Raw genomic sequence first — 17300 nt, forward strand, 5'->3', positions numbered from 1 at the left:
GGCCGCTATTCGGTCGTTGGCTCGTCTGCGTCGATTTCCTCGTCGAGTTCCTCAGCGATCTCGTCGGCATCAACGTCAACGTCTTCGAGCGCCTCTTCGAGGTCACCGCCACCCATCATTCCTGGCATGCCCATGCCACCCATCGGGTTGCCATCAATGACTTCCTGGACGATGACGCGATCGATGCCAACCTGATCGATCAGCTGCTGGGCGATCTGCTGTTTCTGGAACATCCACTGCTGATTCATCGCCAGCTGTGGGTCCGAATCGATGTAGAGTGTCTCCTTTTCGACCGTCACGGTTTCGGTCTCAGGCTCACCTTCATCATCATCGTCGCTCTCGACGACCTGCTCTTCTTCGACTTCGTCAGTCTCGATGAACATGTCGAGATCCATGTCGAAGAACATATTCATCAGGCCCTGTGCCTGCTCAAGTTCGTCTTCAACCTCTCCGACGATCTCGTACTCGTATTCGATGTCGTCACCGGCGAGCGGGTGATTGAAGTCAACGCGTGCGCGGCCGCCAATGATCGTCTCGAGATAGCCCTGCTGGCCGTCGATCTGGACTGCGGCTCCGGGATAGCGGTCGTCCTCGGGAACCTTGTCCGTGCTGACCGTCCGGACCTCCTCCTGGTCGTACTCGCCGAACGCCTCTGGGGCAGGGACGGTGACCGATCCGCTGTCACCAACCTCGCTCCCTTCGATCTCCTCCTCAACGCCCTCGAAGATGTGTCCAGAGCCGAGAACGATCACGCGCGGCTCGAACGTCCCCTCGTCGGCGACGCCTTCCTCCTCAGCGACTTCCTCGTCGGTCGTATCGACGAGCGAACCGTCTTCAACAGTTCGTGCCGTGTAGGCGAGACGGACGAAATCGCCATCCTGAAGGCCGTTCTCTGTGCTTTCTGCTGCTTCCTCGGACGCCTGGGTCTCCTCTGCAGACTCGTCTGATTCTCCAGTCATAATGAATACGTCTTCCGATACGCCCTTAACCGTCACGTTTCCAATGACGGAGTGTGCGAACGACTCACGCCACCAAATGCAATCTATCGAACTCAGGTGAGTAGTTCCGTGTACGAAGTTGAAATTAAAGTGCAAGCTGCACACGAGGAGGTCCGCTCGAAACTGGACGAACAGGGTGCCACTCGCCTTGAGCGGGTACTGCAGACCGATACCTACTACGACGCACCTCACCGTGATTTCAAAGCCACCGATGAAGCCCTGCGAATCCGCCGAGAACACAACCGCGACGCTGATACACTCATCCATCAGCTCACCTACAAAGGACCGCGCATCGACGACAACTCCAAAACACGCATCGAACACGAGATGGAGATCGACGCGCCGTCCACCATGGACGCAATACTCCTCGCGCTCGGGTTCGAGCCCGCAGCAACCGTCGAGAAACTGCGACGGCGATACCGGCTCGAAGCGTACACCATCACGCTCGATGCCGTCACCGACCTCGGCGAATTCGTCGAGATCGAAACGGCAGTCGAATCGAAAGCAGCCGTCCCTGCGGCACGAAGTCAAGCGTTCGAACACTGTCGTTCACTCGGGCTCGATCCGGACGAACAACTCACCACTTCGTATCTCGGACTATTGAAATAACTATTAGTTATCAAAATAGCGGCGAAGGTTTCCGTAAGTTATAGAACCGGTCATAGCCAAAAGCTCGAAAATGAGCAGTCGGAACATCCAGGTCGAGCCGATGCGTCGGCGTGCCGTTGAGGATCAGGCCGTCGAAATCGTCGAGCGCAAAGGGATTGGACACCCAGATTCCATCTGTGACGGCGTAGCAGAACACGTCTCGGCAACGCTCGCACGTGAATACATCGATCGAGTGGGGCGCGTGCTCCACTACAACACTGACGAAACACAGCTCGTTGCGGGGTCGGCCGTCCCTGCATTCGGTGGTGGAGAGCTAACCGAACCGATCTATCTGTTGATCGTCGGGCGAGCAACGCGAGAGTATCAGGGGACGACAATCCCGACGGAGACGATCGCACTGCGAGCCGCACGCGAGTATCTCAGCAAGGAGCTGCCGGAACTCGATCTCGGAACAGACATCGTGATCGATGTCGATCTGGGCGAGGGAAGCGGCGATCTACGCGAGGTGTTCGGCGACGAGGGACAATCCGTGCCGATGGCAAACGACACAAGCTTTGGCGTGGGTCACGCACCGCTCACCGAAACCGAACGGATCGTCAAAACCACCGAACGCCGTCTCAACACCGAATTCGCCGCAGATCATCCCGAGATCGGAACGGACGTGAAGGTTATGGGAAAACGCGAAGGCGATCAGATCGACGTGACGGTCGCAGCAGCACTGGTCGACCGGCATCTCGACGATATGACGGGATATCGGTCGTCGATCGATGCGATCGAATCGTTCGTCAAGTCACTCGCAACAGAGATCACTGATCGGGAGGTTTCTGTCTACGTCAACACGGCAGACGACTACGAGGAGGGAGCGATCTATCTGACCACCACTGGCACCAGTGCCGAACAGGGTGACGACGGATCAGTTGGTCGAGGAAACCGGGCGAACGGTCTGATCACACCGAATCGATCGATGAGCATGGAAGCCACCAGCGGAAAGAATCCGGTCAACCACATCGGCAAGATCTATAATCTGCTCTCGACGGAGATTGCCACCCGTGTTGTCGATGAGGTCGATGGGATTCGCGAGATCCGCATCCGACTGCTCTCGCAGATCGGCCAGCCGATCGATCATCCACACGTCGCTGACGCCGCCGTCGTCACTGAATCGGACGTGGCGCTTGGCGACATTGAAGACGACGTAACGGCAATCATCGACGAGGCGCTCGCCGACGTAACGTCGCTCACCGAACGGGTTATCGCGGGAGAACGCACTACATTCTGAAAGTAGAACAGCTCTCGAAGGGAAACCGCTATACGGACGGTGCGTGAAGCCGATTCTATGACGACGGTCTGTCTCCTCGGCAAGCCGGAGTACGATCTCCGAACGGAGCTACTCTCCAGACAGACCGCACGCCGGGCGTTATCGACCTACCAGCTCAGACAGCCCTACGAGAACACAATCGCCATCCAGACGATCAGTCTCGGTGCGGCGGTCGCATTCTGTAACGATCTTAACTGGTATCTGGTTCGGTTCACCGACGACGTACTCATCCGTGAACCCTCGATTACGGACACCGAATGGCTCTCGAAACCGCTGGCGATTGCCATCAGAGAAAACGAAACCGATCCAGACACCATTGGACCACACCTGAAAGTGTTCGGCGTCGAACCGCTACAAGAGGGACCACCGAAGCTGGTCGAGCCGATGTACGCCACCATGATCGACGGCTCGGTTCCGGAGTACGATCTTCGCCCAGTAGAGCGGACAGAGACAGTGTACGTAACCCAATCCGAGTGGGGTGACTGAGCGTGGCCACGGAAATCACAACGAGACGCCAACTCGAACTGGGCACCCATTGTCTCTCGTATCTCGAAGCTGGCGATCCGGACGCTCCATCGATCGTTCTCTGTCACGGAGGGGGATTCGACGCAGCAATGGTTTCCTGGCGGTCGATCATTCCACGATTGGCAGAAACACACCACGTGATCGCACCGGACTGGCCAGGATTCGGAGAAAGTGCATCACCGCCGTTTGAGCCAAGCCTGGATTTCTATGTCGAGACGCTAGGGAATGTTCGTGAACAGCTTACACTCGACGCGCCAGTGCTCTGTGGCGTATCGATGGGGGGCGCGATAGCGATTGGCGACGCGCTCGCCAATCCAGAGCAGGTTCGAAAGCTGATAGCGATCGACAGTTACGGACTCGGATCGGCAGTTCCCGGCGGGCACCTCAGCACCACACTCGTTCACACACCAGCGTTCGATTGGCTCTGGTCGGCAATAGCGCAGAATCGCCAGCTTGCAGCCGCGAGCGTCCGGTTTGCCGTTCATCCAGCCAATCGCTCAGAGGCGCTGCTTGAGGACGTGCTTACTGAACTCAAGCGATCAGACGCCACCAAAGCGTGGCAGTCCGTCCAGCGAAAGGAACTCCGTGGCGGGACGCTCCAAACCGATTATCGAGATCGGCTCGGAGAGCTCTCTATGCCGGTGTGTTACGTCCATGGCGAAGAAGACCGTCTCGTTCCGGTTGATTGGTCCAGACGGGCGCATCGGCTGACTCCAGAGAGTGAGCTGACGGTATTTTCGCCGTGTGGCCACTGGACGCCACGTGAACGGCCGGATTCGCTCATCGAAACACTCGAATCCTTTCTCGGGACGGCGACGGCCAATCGTGGAGAGTAAGTGTTTATCCACCGGAGAAATGAGTCCGAGTATGAGTACGGAGCGGAGTGGTGATGATTCACCGGCCCGATCGGCCACCGGCGTTCCCGAGATCGGCTCAGCGGACGCGTTCGATCGCCTTGGTACGATCGGCATCGAAGAAGAGTTTTACGTCGTTGACGATTCAGGGCGGCCGACGGCGGGAACTGACGAGCTTGTTTATGAGAGTACTCCACCCGAGATTCTCACTGATCGACTCGATCACGAGCTGTTCAAATGCGTGATCGAAACACAGACACCCACGCTCGATGGGGTAGATGAAGTCTCCAAGACGCTCAGAGCGGTTCGCTCAGCACTGGTCGATCACGCCACAGAGCACGGGTTCTCGATTGGGGCCGCCGGGCTTCATCCGGCAGCCCTGTGGCGCGAACTCGAACACGCAGAGAAACCACGGTATCGGTCGCAGCTTGAGCGCATTCAGTATCCACAACATCGAAACACGACCACAGGACTCCACGTTCACGTTGGTGTCGATGACGCCGATAAAGCGACGTGGATCGCCAATCGCCTCCGGTGGCATCTCCCAATCATGTTGGCGCTATCCGCAAATTCTCCGTACTGGAACGGCTACGATACAGGATTGGCCTCAGCGCGTGCAAAGATCTTTGAAGGATTGCCGAACACCGGTATGCCGACCCGATTTGACGATTTCGACGACTATCTCGCGCTTGAACGGACGATGCTCGAAACCGGTTCGATCAACGACCGGGGCGAGCTCTGGTATGAAGTTCGACCACACTCCGTTCATGGAACGGTCGAAGTGCGAACCCCAGACGCACAGGGCGACCCCGAAAATGTCGTCGCGTTCGTCGAATACACCCACGCACTCGTCATGGATCTCGCGGCCAGATATGAAGACGGAGAGCACCACCAGCAATCAGCCAACCACCGCAGGGAAACCCTGGACGAGAACAAATGGCGAGCAATCCGTCACGGACACGACGCCTCGTTCATCGATCGCAACGGTTCCGACGTTGTCGGACTCGGAGAGCTCGTCGACCGAGAGGCCCAGCGGCTCGGAATCAGTGGAATTCGTGACCTCTACGAACAGGAAAGCGGGGCAAACCGCCAGCGGCGCATTCTCGAAGAACACGGTATCGACGAGCTTTGTCGATCGTTGATTATTTAATGAAAGATTGATATAATCTCGCTGAGTGGCTGTGAATCGACCAGCAAGGAAGGTTTTATATCCGTGAGATTCCACAGCACGTACGGTGGTTGCTCCATGTCCCCCAATAACACGGCCGATAAATGTAGGATTAATGATGGATTCTCCGATGAGTCAGTGCAGACTCGCATACGGGGGAGTTCTGCCACTGGCGAGATTGACGAATCACTGGTAGAGATACTGGCGTGGATACTCGAAACGGACACCAGGGCCAGAATATATCTGTATTTGCGCCAGCAGCCGGGGGTTACGAGCGAGGCGATTGCGACTGGAACGGGGCTGTATCCCAGTACGGTCCGCGAGACGCTCGCGGTGTTAGTCGATGAGGGGACAGTCATGCGTAACGAGGAGCCGCTCAATGGCGTCGAGGGGAGTACGTACATTTATGAGGCAATTTCGCCAGAGCAGGTTGTTCTCGATGCCGCTGATACGATTCAGGAGCGGCTGAACACGGTGTTTCGGCTCGATGAGTTGCTCGGAGTGGCTGAGGACCGGACGTCTTCGAACCTCGATCGGTCAATTTCGATTGATCGGACCAATATAGAAGAATCTGTACCGGTGTCGGTGACGATTGCAGACGATGAGCGCGGCGAAGGCTCTTGAAGCGTCGAATCCACTGTTTTTCGTCGTACACAAATTTTTGTCACACGGAAAGTCCGACTGTCAGCGTTCTCTGAGCCGAAGCCCATAAGCCACGGGCGTTCCTCGTTCGGATATATGGAAGTCGCGCTCGGGGGGACGTTCGATCCGATTCACGACGGTCACCGAAAGCTGTTCGATCGAGCGTTTCAGCTTGGCGACGTAACGGTTGGGTTGACGAGCGACGAGCTGGCCCCAAAAACGCGCAATGAACAGCGGTACGTCCGTCCGTTCGACGAGCGCAAGGCCGCGCTTGAGTCGGAGTTACGCGCTATCGCCGCTGAGTACGACCAGGAGTTTGCAGTGCGTCGGCTCGATTCCCCAACTGGGATCGCGACGGAGGCTCAGTTCGATTATTTAATCGTTTCACCGGAGACCAAGACGACGGCATCGACGATCAACGAGATCCGAGAGGAGCGTGGCGTAGCGCCGCTGGAGATTGTCATTGTCGATCATCTTGCCGCCGAGGATGGCGAGCGGATTTCGAGCACGCGGATTGTAAAGGGTGAAATCGACGAACACGGCAACGTGACGCCCGAGCGGACCGGACGCGAGAATTTCGAAGCGGAGTGAGTCACCAGCGTGGTGGTTTGAGTCCGGCGTCTTCGATGAGTGTTTTCCAGCGCTGTTGAACCGTGAGCCTGGCGACATCCATCGCGTCAGCAACCGCCGACTGTGAGCGGCGCTCGCCGGTGATGAGCGCGCCAGCGTAGAGACTGGCTGCAGCACACGCGCGTTTCGACCGATTGTCTTCAGGCACTGTCGAGAGAAAGAGATCGACAGCGCGTGAAACCGTCGCACTCGAGAGCGAGAGCTGTTTGGCCCCCCGTTCGATGTCGGCGATCCAGCGGTCGTTTTCGAGCTGTTCGCGGGCTCGGTACATCTGTTCGAGGTGGGGAGTCGATAGACAAATACATTGTGCTGGACGGAACGACAGACTTTTTCTATCGCTTGCAGTACGGTCTGATGCGCGTGGGTAGCCAAGCCAGGAAACGGCGCAGCGCTTAGGACGCTGTCTCGTAGGAGTCCGCCGGTTCAAATCCGGTCCCACGCAGTGAACGAACACCGTGAGTGAACGGAGTGGGACCGGATTTGAATCAGGGAGCAGCTTGCTGCGACCGTGGTTCAAATCCGGTCCGACACTGTGATATACAGCGTGAATAAACACATCGGAAAATAAGTCGGAACTCGTACTGTCGAAACCCATTTTCGAGATTCCGTTTGCGAATGGCAACTGTTATAAATAGTACTGGAAAAGAACTATAAGAAAGACAGATGTCAAAGAGAATTCATAGTATCGATAGTTTGCGTACGATTGCTATATTTTTTGTAATACTAGCACACGCTATGCCATTCAAGGGCCTCAATAGCTACGGAAACTACATTTTCTTTATACTGGACACTATTGGTCAGTTTGATGTTCCATTTTTCTTTGTTGCTTCTGGATATTTCTTTGCGAAGAAAGTTGACTCAGATAATGTTAGAACATATGTGACTAAAGTAGCTCGAAAGCTGGGATCACTGTATCTGTTTGGTGTACTCTGGTCAGTTGCACTACTTGCAAGTGTTCGATTGATACTTGACAAACCAGTTGTGGCTCCAATTGTCCAGAATATCTTAACAAACAATATGATTCTTGATATGCTGTACTATGGTGATTCAGTATCTACTCACCTCTGGTTTCTAACCGCACTGATTTACAGTCTTGTCTTCATATCATTGTTCGTATCTATCGGTAAAAGTCGGTATATCCTCCCAATCGCAGCGGTTTTTCACGTTCTTGGTATTCTAACACAAAACTATCCGATGATTTTTGAGATTTCGCGTCCAACTCGAGATGCGCTATTCTTCGGATTCTTCTACGTTGCGCTTGGATTCCATATTCGATCGACCGACTGGACCGTTGATGAGGAGCGTAGTCGCCTCTATCTGGGTGCCTTTTGTGTTTTACTCGTTGCTCAGCTCCTTGAACAGTATGCCATTGCGTATCTTATTCGCGGAGTCGATCTTGGAAACATTTACTGGACCGAATACACTATTTCAACAACGCTCCTGGTATTCTCACTCTTCGTCTACGCACTCTCGAATCCAGATCTCGGGAAAGGGACGATTTTGCCGGAACTTGGAGAGTACACTGTCGGGATCTTTATTCTTCACGTCCCACTGGTTCACGCTTTCAGTTCTTTGAGTACTATCATTACATCGCAGTTTGGTATTGATCCGACGACGACCATTGTGTGGCAGATAGCCATTGTGCCAGTCGTGTATGTTCTCTCGTTAGGACTCTATCTCCTCATGGCAAAGCTCCGAATCATCGAACTTGGTGGGAGCCATATTCCCTGGCTTGGCTATCTACGCACTCGGCTACAGACGACGAGCTCAGACAGAGAAGTCACAGCAGACTGACCACCGGCACCCGAGTCCTTTGTGAGAAGGAGTTTGGTTTTCTGCGGTGCAACAGAATGTGGAGCAGCTTGCTGCGACCGTGGTTCAAATTCGGCCTCCTGCAGTATTCTGACAACTGGACATTCGGTTTGCTACACCACGTCCCATCGTTGCTCAACCAATTACAGCAAAACTCTGAGTGCTCGATCACGATATTATTAGACAGATATCTATAGAGTAAAAGTCATAGAGACACCACGATTCGATCATATGGTCGTCGTCGATGACCTTGACGTGGTTACCGAATTCTTCCTCACTCTGGGATTCAAGCGCAAGGGAAAGACGCTGGTCGAGGGAGCGGCTGTAGATACGATCAACGGGCCTGAGGGGTTAAAGCGGAGGTAGTGAGGGTTCGAGCACCGAACGGTAGCGCCACGCTCGAACTCGTCAAATACCATACCTCAGCCTACGACAGTGACACTGACCCATCACCAGCAAACCGTTCTGGCTATCGCGACGTATAAAAACGCCCATCGACTCTGCCATATCCGCGTCCAGAAGGAGTAACCGTCCAACTCACTGCGCGGATCGATACTGAACAGCAGGAGTAGACTGGGCCCTGGAACCTGCACATCGACAAAACACACGCAACCGGAGCACAGTAGTGTCCCCGTCACCCACGAGCATCCATGCCCGAAGCGTATCTCGTTGGGGCCGGCCAGTCCGATTTCGGCTCGTTTCCCGACGAAAGCTACCGGTCGTTGTTTCGAACGGCCTACGAGGACGCAATCGACAGCGTTCCGAACGGACTCGATCCAGAGTTGATCGACGAGGCGGTAATTGGGACACTCGGTGTGGGCGGACGACAGCTAGGCCTATCGGGTCCCGCAGTGACTGAACACCTCGGACTCCACGGAATTCCGTGCACACGTGTCGAAAACGCCTGTGCGGCGGGGGGTTATGCCGTCCGCCAGGCCGTGATGGCAGTGAAATCCGGGATGGCAGACGTAGTGCTCGCTGGCGGCGTCGAGATCATGACCGACGTTTCTGGCGATTCGGTCCGGTTCTGGCTGGGAGTTAGTGGTGAAACCGAATGGGAGCGACTCTCCGGGACGACGTTTGCGGGCGTCTACGCCCAGATGGCCCGAGCGCATATGGAACAGTACGACACGACGACCGAACAGCTCTCGCGTGTGGCAGTGAAAAATCACTCGAACGGCGCAGACAACCCACACGCACAGCTGAGATTCGAATGCACCCTCGAAGACGCCGAGAATGCACCGACGGTCGCTGCGCCGTTGAATCTGTACCACTGCTGTCCGACCTCCGATGGAGCAGCTTGCGCACTGGTCGTCAGCGAAGACGTTGTCAAGCAGTTCACTGATGAGCCAATTCGAATCGCTGGCGTGGGAGCAGCCAGTGACAGCGTTGGACTATTCCAGCGACCAACGTACACATCGATTCCAGCCTCAAAGCGGGCAGGTGCGGACGCGTACGCAATGGCAGATATCGATCCAACGGCACTCGATTTCGCGGAGGTCCATGATTGTTTCGAGATCGCTGAGCTGCTGGCATACGAGGATCTTGGATTCTGCCAGCCCGGCAATGCAGGAGCGATGATCGAACACGGCGATACCGCACGCGACGGCACGCTCCCAGTCAACACCTCGGGCGGACTGAAATCGAAAGGCCATCCGATCGGTGCAACCGGAACAGGGCAGGTCGTCGAAGCCTTCAAGCAACTCTCAGGGACCGCCGGTGAACGCCAACTTGAGACACCAACATACGGGCTGACACACAACGTCGGTGGGAGTGGCGGCGCGGCGGTGGTACACATTTTTGAACGAGAGCGAGCGACGGACGGTGATCGTCGATGAGTGGACTCCCAACGATTCGCGCAGCAGCAAGCTATACTCCCTCACTCAGGATCAATGCAGACGCGTTCGAGCAGGCATGGGGATCGTTCGACGCACCAGGAATCAAATCGAAAGCAGTGCCCGACGCTGACGAAGACGCGTTGACGATGGCCGCTGAAGCGGGCCGGCACGCGCTCACCGCAGCATCAATCGAGGGCGAAATGATCGACTGGCTGGGATGGGCCACGACAACCCCACCGATCAAAGAGGAGGCACTGACCCCACGGCTGAAATCAATGCTGGCAATCGACCACCAGATCCCATCGTTGTCGGTGACGGATTCGACACGAGCTGGTACACGGTTGCTACTTGAAGCCCCTGCGGACCGAACAGCACTCGTGGTCGTGTCTGACTGTCCGGATGGCGCACCAGACGACCAGCTGGGCCATGCTGCGGGCGCGGGTGCCACAGCGTTCGTTCTTGCGCCCAATGGGAACGCACCGATTACCGACGCCAGCAGCTACGAATCGCCCAAACCAGGTGTTCGATTCCGACAACCAGACGAAAAGCACAATCACGGACTCGATATCGGACAGTACGAACGGAGGGCGTTTATCGATGCGATCGCAGGAGCTGGTGAATCAATCACCACGGCTGACGCCGACGCTGTTGCAGTGCAAGCACCGAACGGAAAGCGACCGTACCGTGTCGCAGACTCACTCGGGGTCGATCCTGCAACAATCAAACGCGTTGAAACCGTCCACGAACTGGGTGACACTGGTGCAGCGAGCGTTCCGCTGGGGCTCACTCGTGCCCTGTCTGACGATTGCAAAACGATTATCGGCGCCTCGTTCGGTGGAGGTGTGGGTGCTGACGTCCTCAGGATTGAGCACACAGGAGCCGTGCCAGTGACCGAAGCGGGTTCGACAGCACAACAGCTCTCCTATGCAGCCTACCTCCGTCGCCGTGAAGCAATCACAACACCAGCGATCGACACCGGCGCGGCCCACGTCTCTGTCCCAACCTGGCAGCGATCGATTCCACAGCGCCACCGACTGGTCGCAGGCGTGTGTCCCAACTGTGATGCGCTCGTGTTCCCGCCAGACGGAGCGTGTCTCCGGTGCCATGAACTCGTCTCATACGAGCCGGTCGATTGCTGGACGACAGGGACGATCGAAACCGTTACGACGATCAATCGCGGCGGTGCACCACCCGAATTCGCAACCCAACAGGCCCAGCAGGGGGCGTTCGATGTCGCCATCGTTGCGCTCTCCATAGATGGCCGATCCGTGAGTCTTCCGGCACAGCTCACTACAACCGCTGGCGTCGGTGAGCGTGTTAAACCAGTTATCAGGCACATATACACCCAGGAGGGTGTCCCGCGCTATGGTGTGAAATTCGCCCCAACGAATGCGGAACGATGACGGGTCGCACGATCTAAGCCGGCGTTTAACAACAATTATACCACGTCGTCCACTCACGACGGATATGAGCGCAGAACAGCAAACCAAGCGTAAATGCACCTCCTGTGGCATCAACATCGCCGGACTGAGTGCGGCATCATTCGACTGTCCGGAGTGTGGCCACGGGCTCCACCGGTGTGAGCGCTGTCGCAAGCAGAGTAACCTCTATGAGTGTCCTGACTGCGGTTTCACTGGCCCCTGAACACCATGGGAAAAGTTGCTGCCAAACTGACGGTTATGCCGGAAAGCCCCGAAATCGATCTCGACGAGCTCCAGGAGCGACTCGAGCAGTCACTCTCTGAGGGTGCCAAAATCAACGGCTTCGAGCGCGACGACGTGGCGTTCGGACTGGTTGCACTCGTGCCCACTGTGATCGTGCCTGATGACTCGGGTGGCACGGAAGTCGTCGAAGAAGCGTTTGCAGAGGTCGACGGTGTCGAGAGTGTTACCGTCGAGAACGTTGGACGCATCTAAAGAACGTCCCTTTTCGCGAGCTATCACGCAGAGCGAGAGCCCTGCCAGGCGCTCGCGTGCTAATGGGTCGGTCAGCGGGTCGAGAACGCACCTTTTATATCTCTCACCGGAAAACGTACAGCAAATGCCGAGTTCCAATGGACCACTCAACGGTACACGCAACAAGCTCTCGAACGATCCCCGAGATCGGGGCACGTCAGCGCCACAAAAACGCGTTGAGCAGTTCGAGAACGGAGAAAAAGTCCATCTCAAAATCGACCCATCGGTGAACGAAGGCCGCTTCCACCCGCGATTCAACGGGAAAACTGGCGAAATTGTCGGCACGCAGGGGCGATCGTTCAAGGTCAAGATCACCGACGGCTCGAAAGAAAAAACCCTGCTCTCTACCGCAGCACATCTCCGCCGGCAGCGATGACGATATTCAAAGAAAAGCTCGAAGAAGAACACCTCACGATCTCCGAGGTGAAAGAGCTGCTCGCCGAGATCGAAGCAGAGCGAGCCACCGATGAGGATCGGGAGATGCGGTATGAGCTTCATCGAGCCATCGAACACGTCAATCGATTTGCCCAACTGGAGGCAGAAGAGTCCAGAGAGCTCGCCGAAGAGCTCGAAGAGCACGAGAAGGTCGACACCGCAACTGCCTTCAAAATCGTGGATCTCCTTCCACAGACTCGTGACGAACTCCGGGCGATCTACGCACAGGAACGGTACTCGCTTTCCGGTGAGGAGCTCGATGCGGTTCTCAACACGGTCGCCAAATACAGCTAACTCCTCCGTCGGTTTGATATCCGTTTTTAGGGTAGTTGACTTAAGTATGTGGTACACATTGTACCGTCTATGAGTACTGTCGAAACCGAGCAGACTGCACGCGTGGTGGTCCTCGATTACCTTCCACACGGTCGGCCAGACGACGACCGCCCCCAGTACAAAAAGCCCGCGCTGGCACAGGTGCTCGGCGTCGATGCGTTCGAGCTCTATGAGTGTGTGCTCAGTGAGGAGGCGTCGATCTCGATCGGTGACGTGATCGACCGTGACGGCGAGCAGATTGATCGCTGTCGGGCGATCGACTACGACGATCTCACTTCGAGTGCGAGCTCCGAGATCGAGTACGCCATCGAGACGATCATCGACGAGGACGAAAAGCGGTTCGTCAACTACTACAACGACGCCCAGCCGATAACGCTCAGACTCCATCAGCTGAATCTCCTTCCGGGAATCGGCAAGAAGCTCAGAAACACGATTCTCGAGGAGCGAAAGCGCGCTCCGTTCGAGGACTTCGACGACCTCGAGGACCGCGTTTCCGGGCTTCACAATCCGCGAGCGACGCTCATCGAGCGGATTCACGAGGAGCTGAGAGAGGCGGATCTGAAGTACCGGTCGTTCGTTGGCGTTTCGAGCGAGGAATAGAGCGAGGGCGGTATACGCGCCGAGGGCGTAGGATGGTCAATGACGATGTCTCGAGACCCCGACGCGCTCATCGAACGGGCTGGACTCACCGGTGATCCGGCCGCCGATCAACATTTTTTGATCGACGATCGCGTACTCGACCGACTGCCATCACATCTGCCGACCGACGCCGACACGAGCCATGTCGTCGAAATCGGTGCGGGAACGGGTGGATTGACCGATCGGCTGCTCACTGTCGCCGATCACGTGACAGCGATCGAACGAGATCCGCGCCTGGTCGAGTTTCTGCGCGAGGAGTTCGCCAACGCGATCGCCACAGATCAGTTGACCGTCCGTGAGGGCGACGTACTGGAGATGACGTTCCCGGAGTCGGCCACCGCTTCCGTGTCGAATCTCCCCTATAGCGCATCGAGCGAAATTCTCTTTCAGTTGCTCGTAGAGTCGGTTCCACTCGTCGTGATGGTACAGCGGGAGTTCGCTGACCGACTGGTCGCCGACCACGACACAGGCGACTACGGCCGACTGTCGGTTACCGCGGGACATTACGCCGACAGCGAGATCGTCGAGCCAGTGCCTCGCCAAGCGTTCTCACCACAACCGGCGGTGCAGAGCGCCATTGTTCGGCTCACGCCGCGTACACCAGAGTACTCAGTACCTGACGATGCGTTTTTCTTACAGTTCGTCACCGCAGTGTTCACTCAGCGCCGAAAAACACTACGCAACGCCATTCGCAACACCACGCACATTTCCTCGATTCAAGACGCCACAGCCGTGCTTGAGGCTGTCGATGAGGATCTGCTCGGTCGGCGACCCGCGAAACTGTCACCTGAACTATTTGCAGAACTGTCGTCAGTTGCTTACGACACCGGTGATCCACAGCGTGCCACCAATGAGTAATCCTCGTGAACGACTGGAACACGAGCAGGTGTATCAGCCCGCCGAGGACTCACAGCTGTTGGCAACGACTGTCACTGACAGAATTAGTCCGACAGACCGTGTCCTCGAGATCGGAACTGGAAGCGGTTACGTCGCCAGCCAAATCGTCGAGAAGACGGGCGCAACCGTCGTTGCAACTGATATCAATCCCCACGCCTGTCGGAGTGCGGCCGACAAGCAGATTGAGGTGGTCCGAACCGACATTGCCGACGCGATCAAGGGCCAGTTCGACGTTGTCGTCTGTAACCCGCCGTATCTCCCCACGGATCCCGACGACGAATTCGATGACTGGATGGAGTATGCCCTCTCCGGTGGTCCAGACGGGCGTGCTCTCGTCAATCCACTGCTCGAAGAGCTCCCGAGGCTGTTAACTGATGATGGCCGAGCCTATCTCCTCGTCAGTACGCTCACTGGAATCGATGCAATCACCGAACGAGCTGCAGAATTCGACCTCCTGGTCGAAACGATTGCCGAAGAGCCCGTCCCGTTCGAAACGCTAACGGTACTAAAAATTACCCAGAAACATTAGACGGAGTAGAAAATATTATTTGTGGGGATTCCGTAGCCGTCAGCAATGGTGAACGTAGTTGCGTCCACGCCAGGGCTCTTTCCGTTGCCTGACTGGGCGAAATCAGAGCTCGCGGATCTGAAGGGACATCAAAAAAGCGATCTCATCGACGGCTCCGAATCCGAAGACGTGACGGCGGTGTACGACCGTGCACGGTCAGCAGTGATCGAGCGTCAAAAAGAAGCTGGACTCGATCGGATCGTGGAGGGACAGCTCCGGTGGGACGACATGCTTGCCCATCCGCTGTGCGTCCACGATAACGTTGAGACGCGTGGTATCATCCGATACTACGACAACAACAACTTCTATCGGGAGCCGGTCGTGACGGGACCGCTCACACAGAGTGGCGACATGGCACGGGATCTCAACCGCGTTGGAGGTGTTTCCGGGCTGCAAGCTGTCATTCCGGGGCCGTATTCGCTGTTCGATCTCGCGACGGACGAACAGTATGGCGATGAGTCCGCCTTCATCGCGGCCATTGGAGAGTTTCTGGCCGGCGAAATCTCGGAGTTCCCCAGCGTCGAGACGATTGTGATGTTAGAACCCTCGCTCGTCGAAGCGCCGCCAGACGATTCGCTCGCACCCCGTGTGAGCGAGGCAATCGATACGGTTGCCAGCGCAACCGATGCGTCGGTGATCTGTCAGCCATATTTCGGTGCGCTTGACGAGAAGGTTCACGCGCATCTGCTTGATGCGGACATTGATGCGGTGGGATATGACTTCATCACCGACCACGAGCAGTCGCTGTACAACATCAACGAGTACGGGACGAAATCAGAGATCGCAGCCGGCGTGGTCGACGGACAGAACACGCGCGTTGAGGAGGTTTCGACCATTCACGAGCGGATCGACTGGGTGCGCGAGAACACACCGGCAGCGTCGTTCGAGACGATCTACGTGACGGCGAACACTGGCCTGTTCTATCTTCCCGAGAGTCGATTCGAGGCAAAGCTCGACGTGCTCGCAGCCGCGTCGGAGTATGAGGAGGTGCATGCTTACAATGACTGACGTTCGAGAGCAGTTCAGACCAGAGGACCATCCGCACGACCATTTCCTGTTGACGACCGTCGTCGGCAGTTATCCAAAGCCAAAGTGGACAGATCGTGTTCGCGACATTCACGACGGCGAAATTGATTGTGATGCGTCATTCGATGAGGACCATTGGCAGGAGGCTGCTGACGACGCAGCCCGTCTCATCACCCAGGAACATGAGCGGTCGGGCCTTGATGTCATTGTCGACGGCGAGATGCGCCGCACGGAGATGGTCGAGTATTTCGCCCATCGGATCGATGGCTACGAGCTCAATGGCCCGGTGAAGGTGTGGGGTCACAACTACTTCGATAAGCCATCAATCACAGACACCGTCGAATACGATGAGCCGTGGCTGGTCGATGAGTTTGAGTTCACCGACGCGGTTGCCGATCGGCCGGTCAAGGTGCCGATCACTGGTCCGTACACGCTCACGAACTGGGCGTTCAACGAAACCGACCGAACGGATGAAGCGCTCGCCACTGATGTTGCCGCACTCGTCAATGAGGAGATTGAGCAGCTCGTTTCGGCCGGTGCACGGTATATCCAGATCGACGAGCCAGCACTGGCGACGACACCAAACGATCACACGATCGTCGGCGAGTGTCTCGAGGTAATAGCCGATGGGATTCCAGCAGACGTTCGCCTTGGGCTGCACGTTTGCTATGGTGATTATTCGCGGATCTATCCCGAGATCCTCGAATATCCCGTTCACGAGTACGATCTCGAACTCGCAAACGGTGACTACGAGCAGCTCTCAGTGTTCACAGAACACGAGTTCACCAAGGACCTTGCGCTCGGGGTTGTTGACGCGCATACGGCAAGCGTTGAGCCGGTATCGCAGATCAAAGCAAACATCGAGAAAGGTCTCGAGGTCGTTCCGCCCGAACGGCTCACCATCAGTCCGGACTGTGGCCTGAAGCTGCTACCGCGTGACGTTGCATATGGGAAGATGGAAAACATGGTGAAAGCCGCCCGAGAAGTTGAAGCCGAGCTTGACGCCGGGACGATCGACGTGCCAGCGCGTGCAATGCAGGCCGACGACTGAACGAA

At 56.5% G+C, this 17300-nt stretch carries 22 protein-coding genes and 1 tRNA gene; 21 read left to right on the forward strand and 2 right to left on the reverse strand.

Translation table 11 applies throughout. The annotated features are described in order from the left end of the window. Positions 1-5: 5 nt before the first annotated feature. Entirely contained in the window at positions 6-959 is a 954-nt protein-coding gene (locus JXQ78_RS03925) for an FKBP-type peptidyl-prolyl cis-trans isomerase (protein ID WP_330632174.1), read from the reverse strand. Positions 960-1067: 108 nt separating this feature from the next. Here JXQ78_RS03925 and cyaB point away from each other — a divergent pair, with 108 nt between their 5' ends. From cyaB to JXQ78_RS03960, 7 genes are all read left to right on the forward strand, one after another. Further along, the gene (gene cyaB / locus JXQ78_RS03930; RefSeq protein ID WP_330632175.1) at positions 1068-1607 is read left to right on the forward strand and encodes a class IV adenylate cyclase; all 540 of its coding nucleotides are present in this window, start codon (positions 1068-1070) and stop codon (positions 1605-1607) included. A 70-nt stretch (positions 1608-1677) separates the two neighbouring features. Continuing rightward, positions 1678-2883: a methionine adenosyltransferase gene (locus JXQ78_RS03935; protein ID WP_330632176.1), complete on the forward strand. Its 1206-nt coding sequence runs from the start codon at positions 1678-1680 to the stop codon at positions 2881-2883. 57 nt (positions 2884-2940) lie between these two features. After that, the gene (locus JXQ78_RS03940) at positions 2941-3408 is read left to right on the forward strand and encodes a DUF5804 family protein (RefSeq protein WP_330632177.1); all 468 of its coding nucleotides are present in this window, start codon (positions 2941-2943) and stop codon (positions 3406-3408) included. Between the two features lie 2 nt (positions 3409-3410). Beyond that, positions 3411-4283 carry an alpha/beta fold hydrolase gene (locus JXQ78_RS03945; protein WP_330632178.1) on the forward strand — a complete coding sequence of 291 codons (873 nt, stop codon included), beginning with the start codon at positions 3411-3413 and terminating at the stop codon, positions 4281-4283. Between the two features lie 31 nt (positions 4284-4314). Then, a complete protein-coding gene (locus JXQ78_RS03950; protein ID WP_330632179.1) occupies positions 4315-5451 on the forward strand; it encodes a glutamate--cysteine ligase in 1137 nt (378 codons plus the stop codon). Between the two features lie 96 nt (positions 5452-5547). Further along, a complete protein-coding gene (locus JXQ78_RS03955; RefSeq protein WP_330632180.1) occupies positions 5548-6093 on the forward strand; it encodes a helix-turn-helix domain-containing protein in 546 nt (181 codons plus the stop codon). Positions 6094-6207: 114 nt separating this feature from the next. Continuing rightward, positions 6208-6702 (forward strand): phosphopantetheine adenylyltransferase, encoded by a 495-nt coding sequence (locus JXQ78_RS03960; RefSeq protein WP_330632181.1) that lies wholly within the window; start codon positions 6208-6210, stop codon positions 6700-6702. Position 6703: 1 nt separating this feature from the next. Here the strand turns inward: JXQ78_RS03960 and JXQ78_RS03965 are convergent, their stop codons facing one another. Continuing rightward, the gene (locus tag JXQ78_RS03965; RefSeq protein ID WP_330632182.1) at positions 6704-7012 is read right to left on the reverse strand and encodes a cyclin family protein; all 309 of its coding nucleotides are present in this window, start codon (positions 7010-7012) and stop codon (positions 6704-6706) included. Between the two features lie 87 nt (positions 7013-7099). Between JXQ78_RS03965 and JXQ78_RS03970 the strand changes: the two genes are divergently transcribed. The 14 genes from JXQ78_RS03970 to JXQ78_RS04035 all read left to right on the forward strand — a co-directional run bounded on the left by JXQ78_RS03970 (position 7100) and on the right by JXQ78_RS04035 (position 17295). Beyond that, positions 7100-7183: transfer RNA gene (locus JXQ78_RS03970), tRNA-Leu, on the forward strand. Between the two features lie 221 nt (positions 7184-7404). Then, positions 7405-8535, forward strand: coding sequence for an acyltransferase (locus JXQ78_RS03975; protein ID WP_330632183.1), 1131 nt, complete (start codon positions 7405-7407; stop codon positions 8533-8535). Between the two features lie 249 nt (positions 8536-8784). Then, positions 8785-8919, forward strand: coding sequence for a VOC family protein (locus tag JXQ78_RS03980; RefSeq protein WP_330632184.1), 135 nt, complete (start codon positions 8785-8787; stop codon positions 8917-8919). A 284-nt stretch (positions 8920-9203) separates the two neighbouring features. Then, the gene (locus tag JXQ78_RS03985; RefSeq protein ID WP_330632185.1) at positions 9204-10391 is read left to right on the forward strand and encodes a thiolase domain-containing protein; all 1188 of its coding nucleotides are present in this window, start codon (positions 9204-9206) and stop codon (positions 10389-10391) included. Further along, complete coding sequence (locus JXQ78_RS03990; RefSeq protein ID WP_330632186.1) at positions 10388-11794, forward strand: zinc ribbon domain-containing protein; 1407 nt, start codon at positions 10388-10390, stop codon at positions 11792-11794. Before JXQ78_RS03985 ends, JXQ78_RS03990 begins: the two co-directional genes overlap by 4 nt. Before the next feature lie 64 nt (positions 11795-11858). Continuing rightward, complete coding sequence (locus tag JXQ78_RS03995) at positions 11859-12035, forward strand: HVO_2753 family zinc finger protein (protein WP_330632187.1); 177 nt, start codon at positions 11859-11861, stop codon at positions 12033-12035. 5 nt (positions 12036-12040) lie between these two features. Further along, positions 12041-12307: an elongation factor 1-beta gene (locus JXQ78_RS04000; protein WP_330632188.1), complete on the forward strand. Its 267-nt coding sequence runs from the start codon at positions 12041-12043 to the stop codon at positions 12305-12307. A gap of 124 nt (positions 12308-12431) precedes the next feature. Continuing rightward, positions 12432-12722, forward strand: a complete 291-nt coding sequence (locus JXQ78_RS04005; RefSeq protein ID WP_330632189.1) for a 50S ribosomal protein L21e — start codon at positions 12432-12434, stop codon at positions 12720-12722. Continuing rightward, on the forward strand, positions 12719-13075 hold the full coding sequence (locus tag JXQ78_RS04010; protein WP_330632190.1) for an RNA polymerase Rpb4 family protein: 357 nt from the start codon (positions 12719-12721) through the stop codon (positions 13073-13075). Before JXQ78_RS04005 ends, JXQ78_RS04010 begins: the two co-directional genes overlap by 4 nt. 69 nt (positions 13076-13144) lie before the next feature. Further along, positions 13145-13714, forward strand: coding sequence for a DUF655 domain-containing protein (locus JXQ78_RS04015; RefSeq protein ID WP_330632191.1), 570 nt, complete (start codon positions 13145-13147; stop codon positions 13712-13714). A gap of 45 nt (positions 13715-13759) precedes the next feature. Beyond that, complete coding sequence (gene rsmA / locus JXQ78_RS04020) at positions 13760-14611, forward strand: 16S rRNA (adenine(1518)-N(6)/adenine(1519)-N(6))-dimethyltransferase RsmA (protein ID WP_407934033.1); 852 nt, start codon at positions 13760-13762, stop codon at positions 14609-14611. Then, positions 14604-15179 (forward strand): HemK2/MTQ2 family protein methyltransferase, encoded by a 576-nt coding sequence (locus JXQ78_RS04025; RefSeq protein ID WP_330632193.1) that lies wholly within the window; start codon positions 14604-14606, stop codon positions 15177-15179. Before rsmA ends, JXQ78_RS04025 begins: the two co-directional genes overlap by 8 nt. Before the next feature lie 45 nt (positions 15180-15224). After that, positions 15225-16226 (forward strand): 5-methyltetrahydropteroyltriglutamate--homocysteine methyltransferase, encoded by a 1002-nt coding sequence (locus JXQ78_RS04030; RefSeq protein WP_330632194.1) that lies wholly within the window; start codon positions 15225-15227, stop codon positions 16224-16226. Next, complete coding sequence (locus tag JXQ78_RS04035) at positions 16219-17295, forward strand: methionine synthase (protein ID WP_330632195.1); 1077 nt, start codon at positions 16219-16221, stop codon at positions 17293-17295. Before JXQ78_RS04030 ends, JXQ78_RS04035 begins: the two co-directional genes overlap by 8 nt. Positions 17296-17300 lie beyond the last annotated feature (5 nt).

It is taken from the genome of Halocatena halophila, assembly GCA_027563145.1.
Taxonomy (GTDB): Archaea; Halobacteriota; Halobacteria; order Halobacteriales; family Haloarculaceae; genus Halocatena; species Halocatena halophila.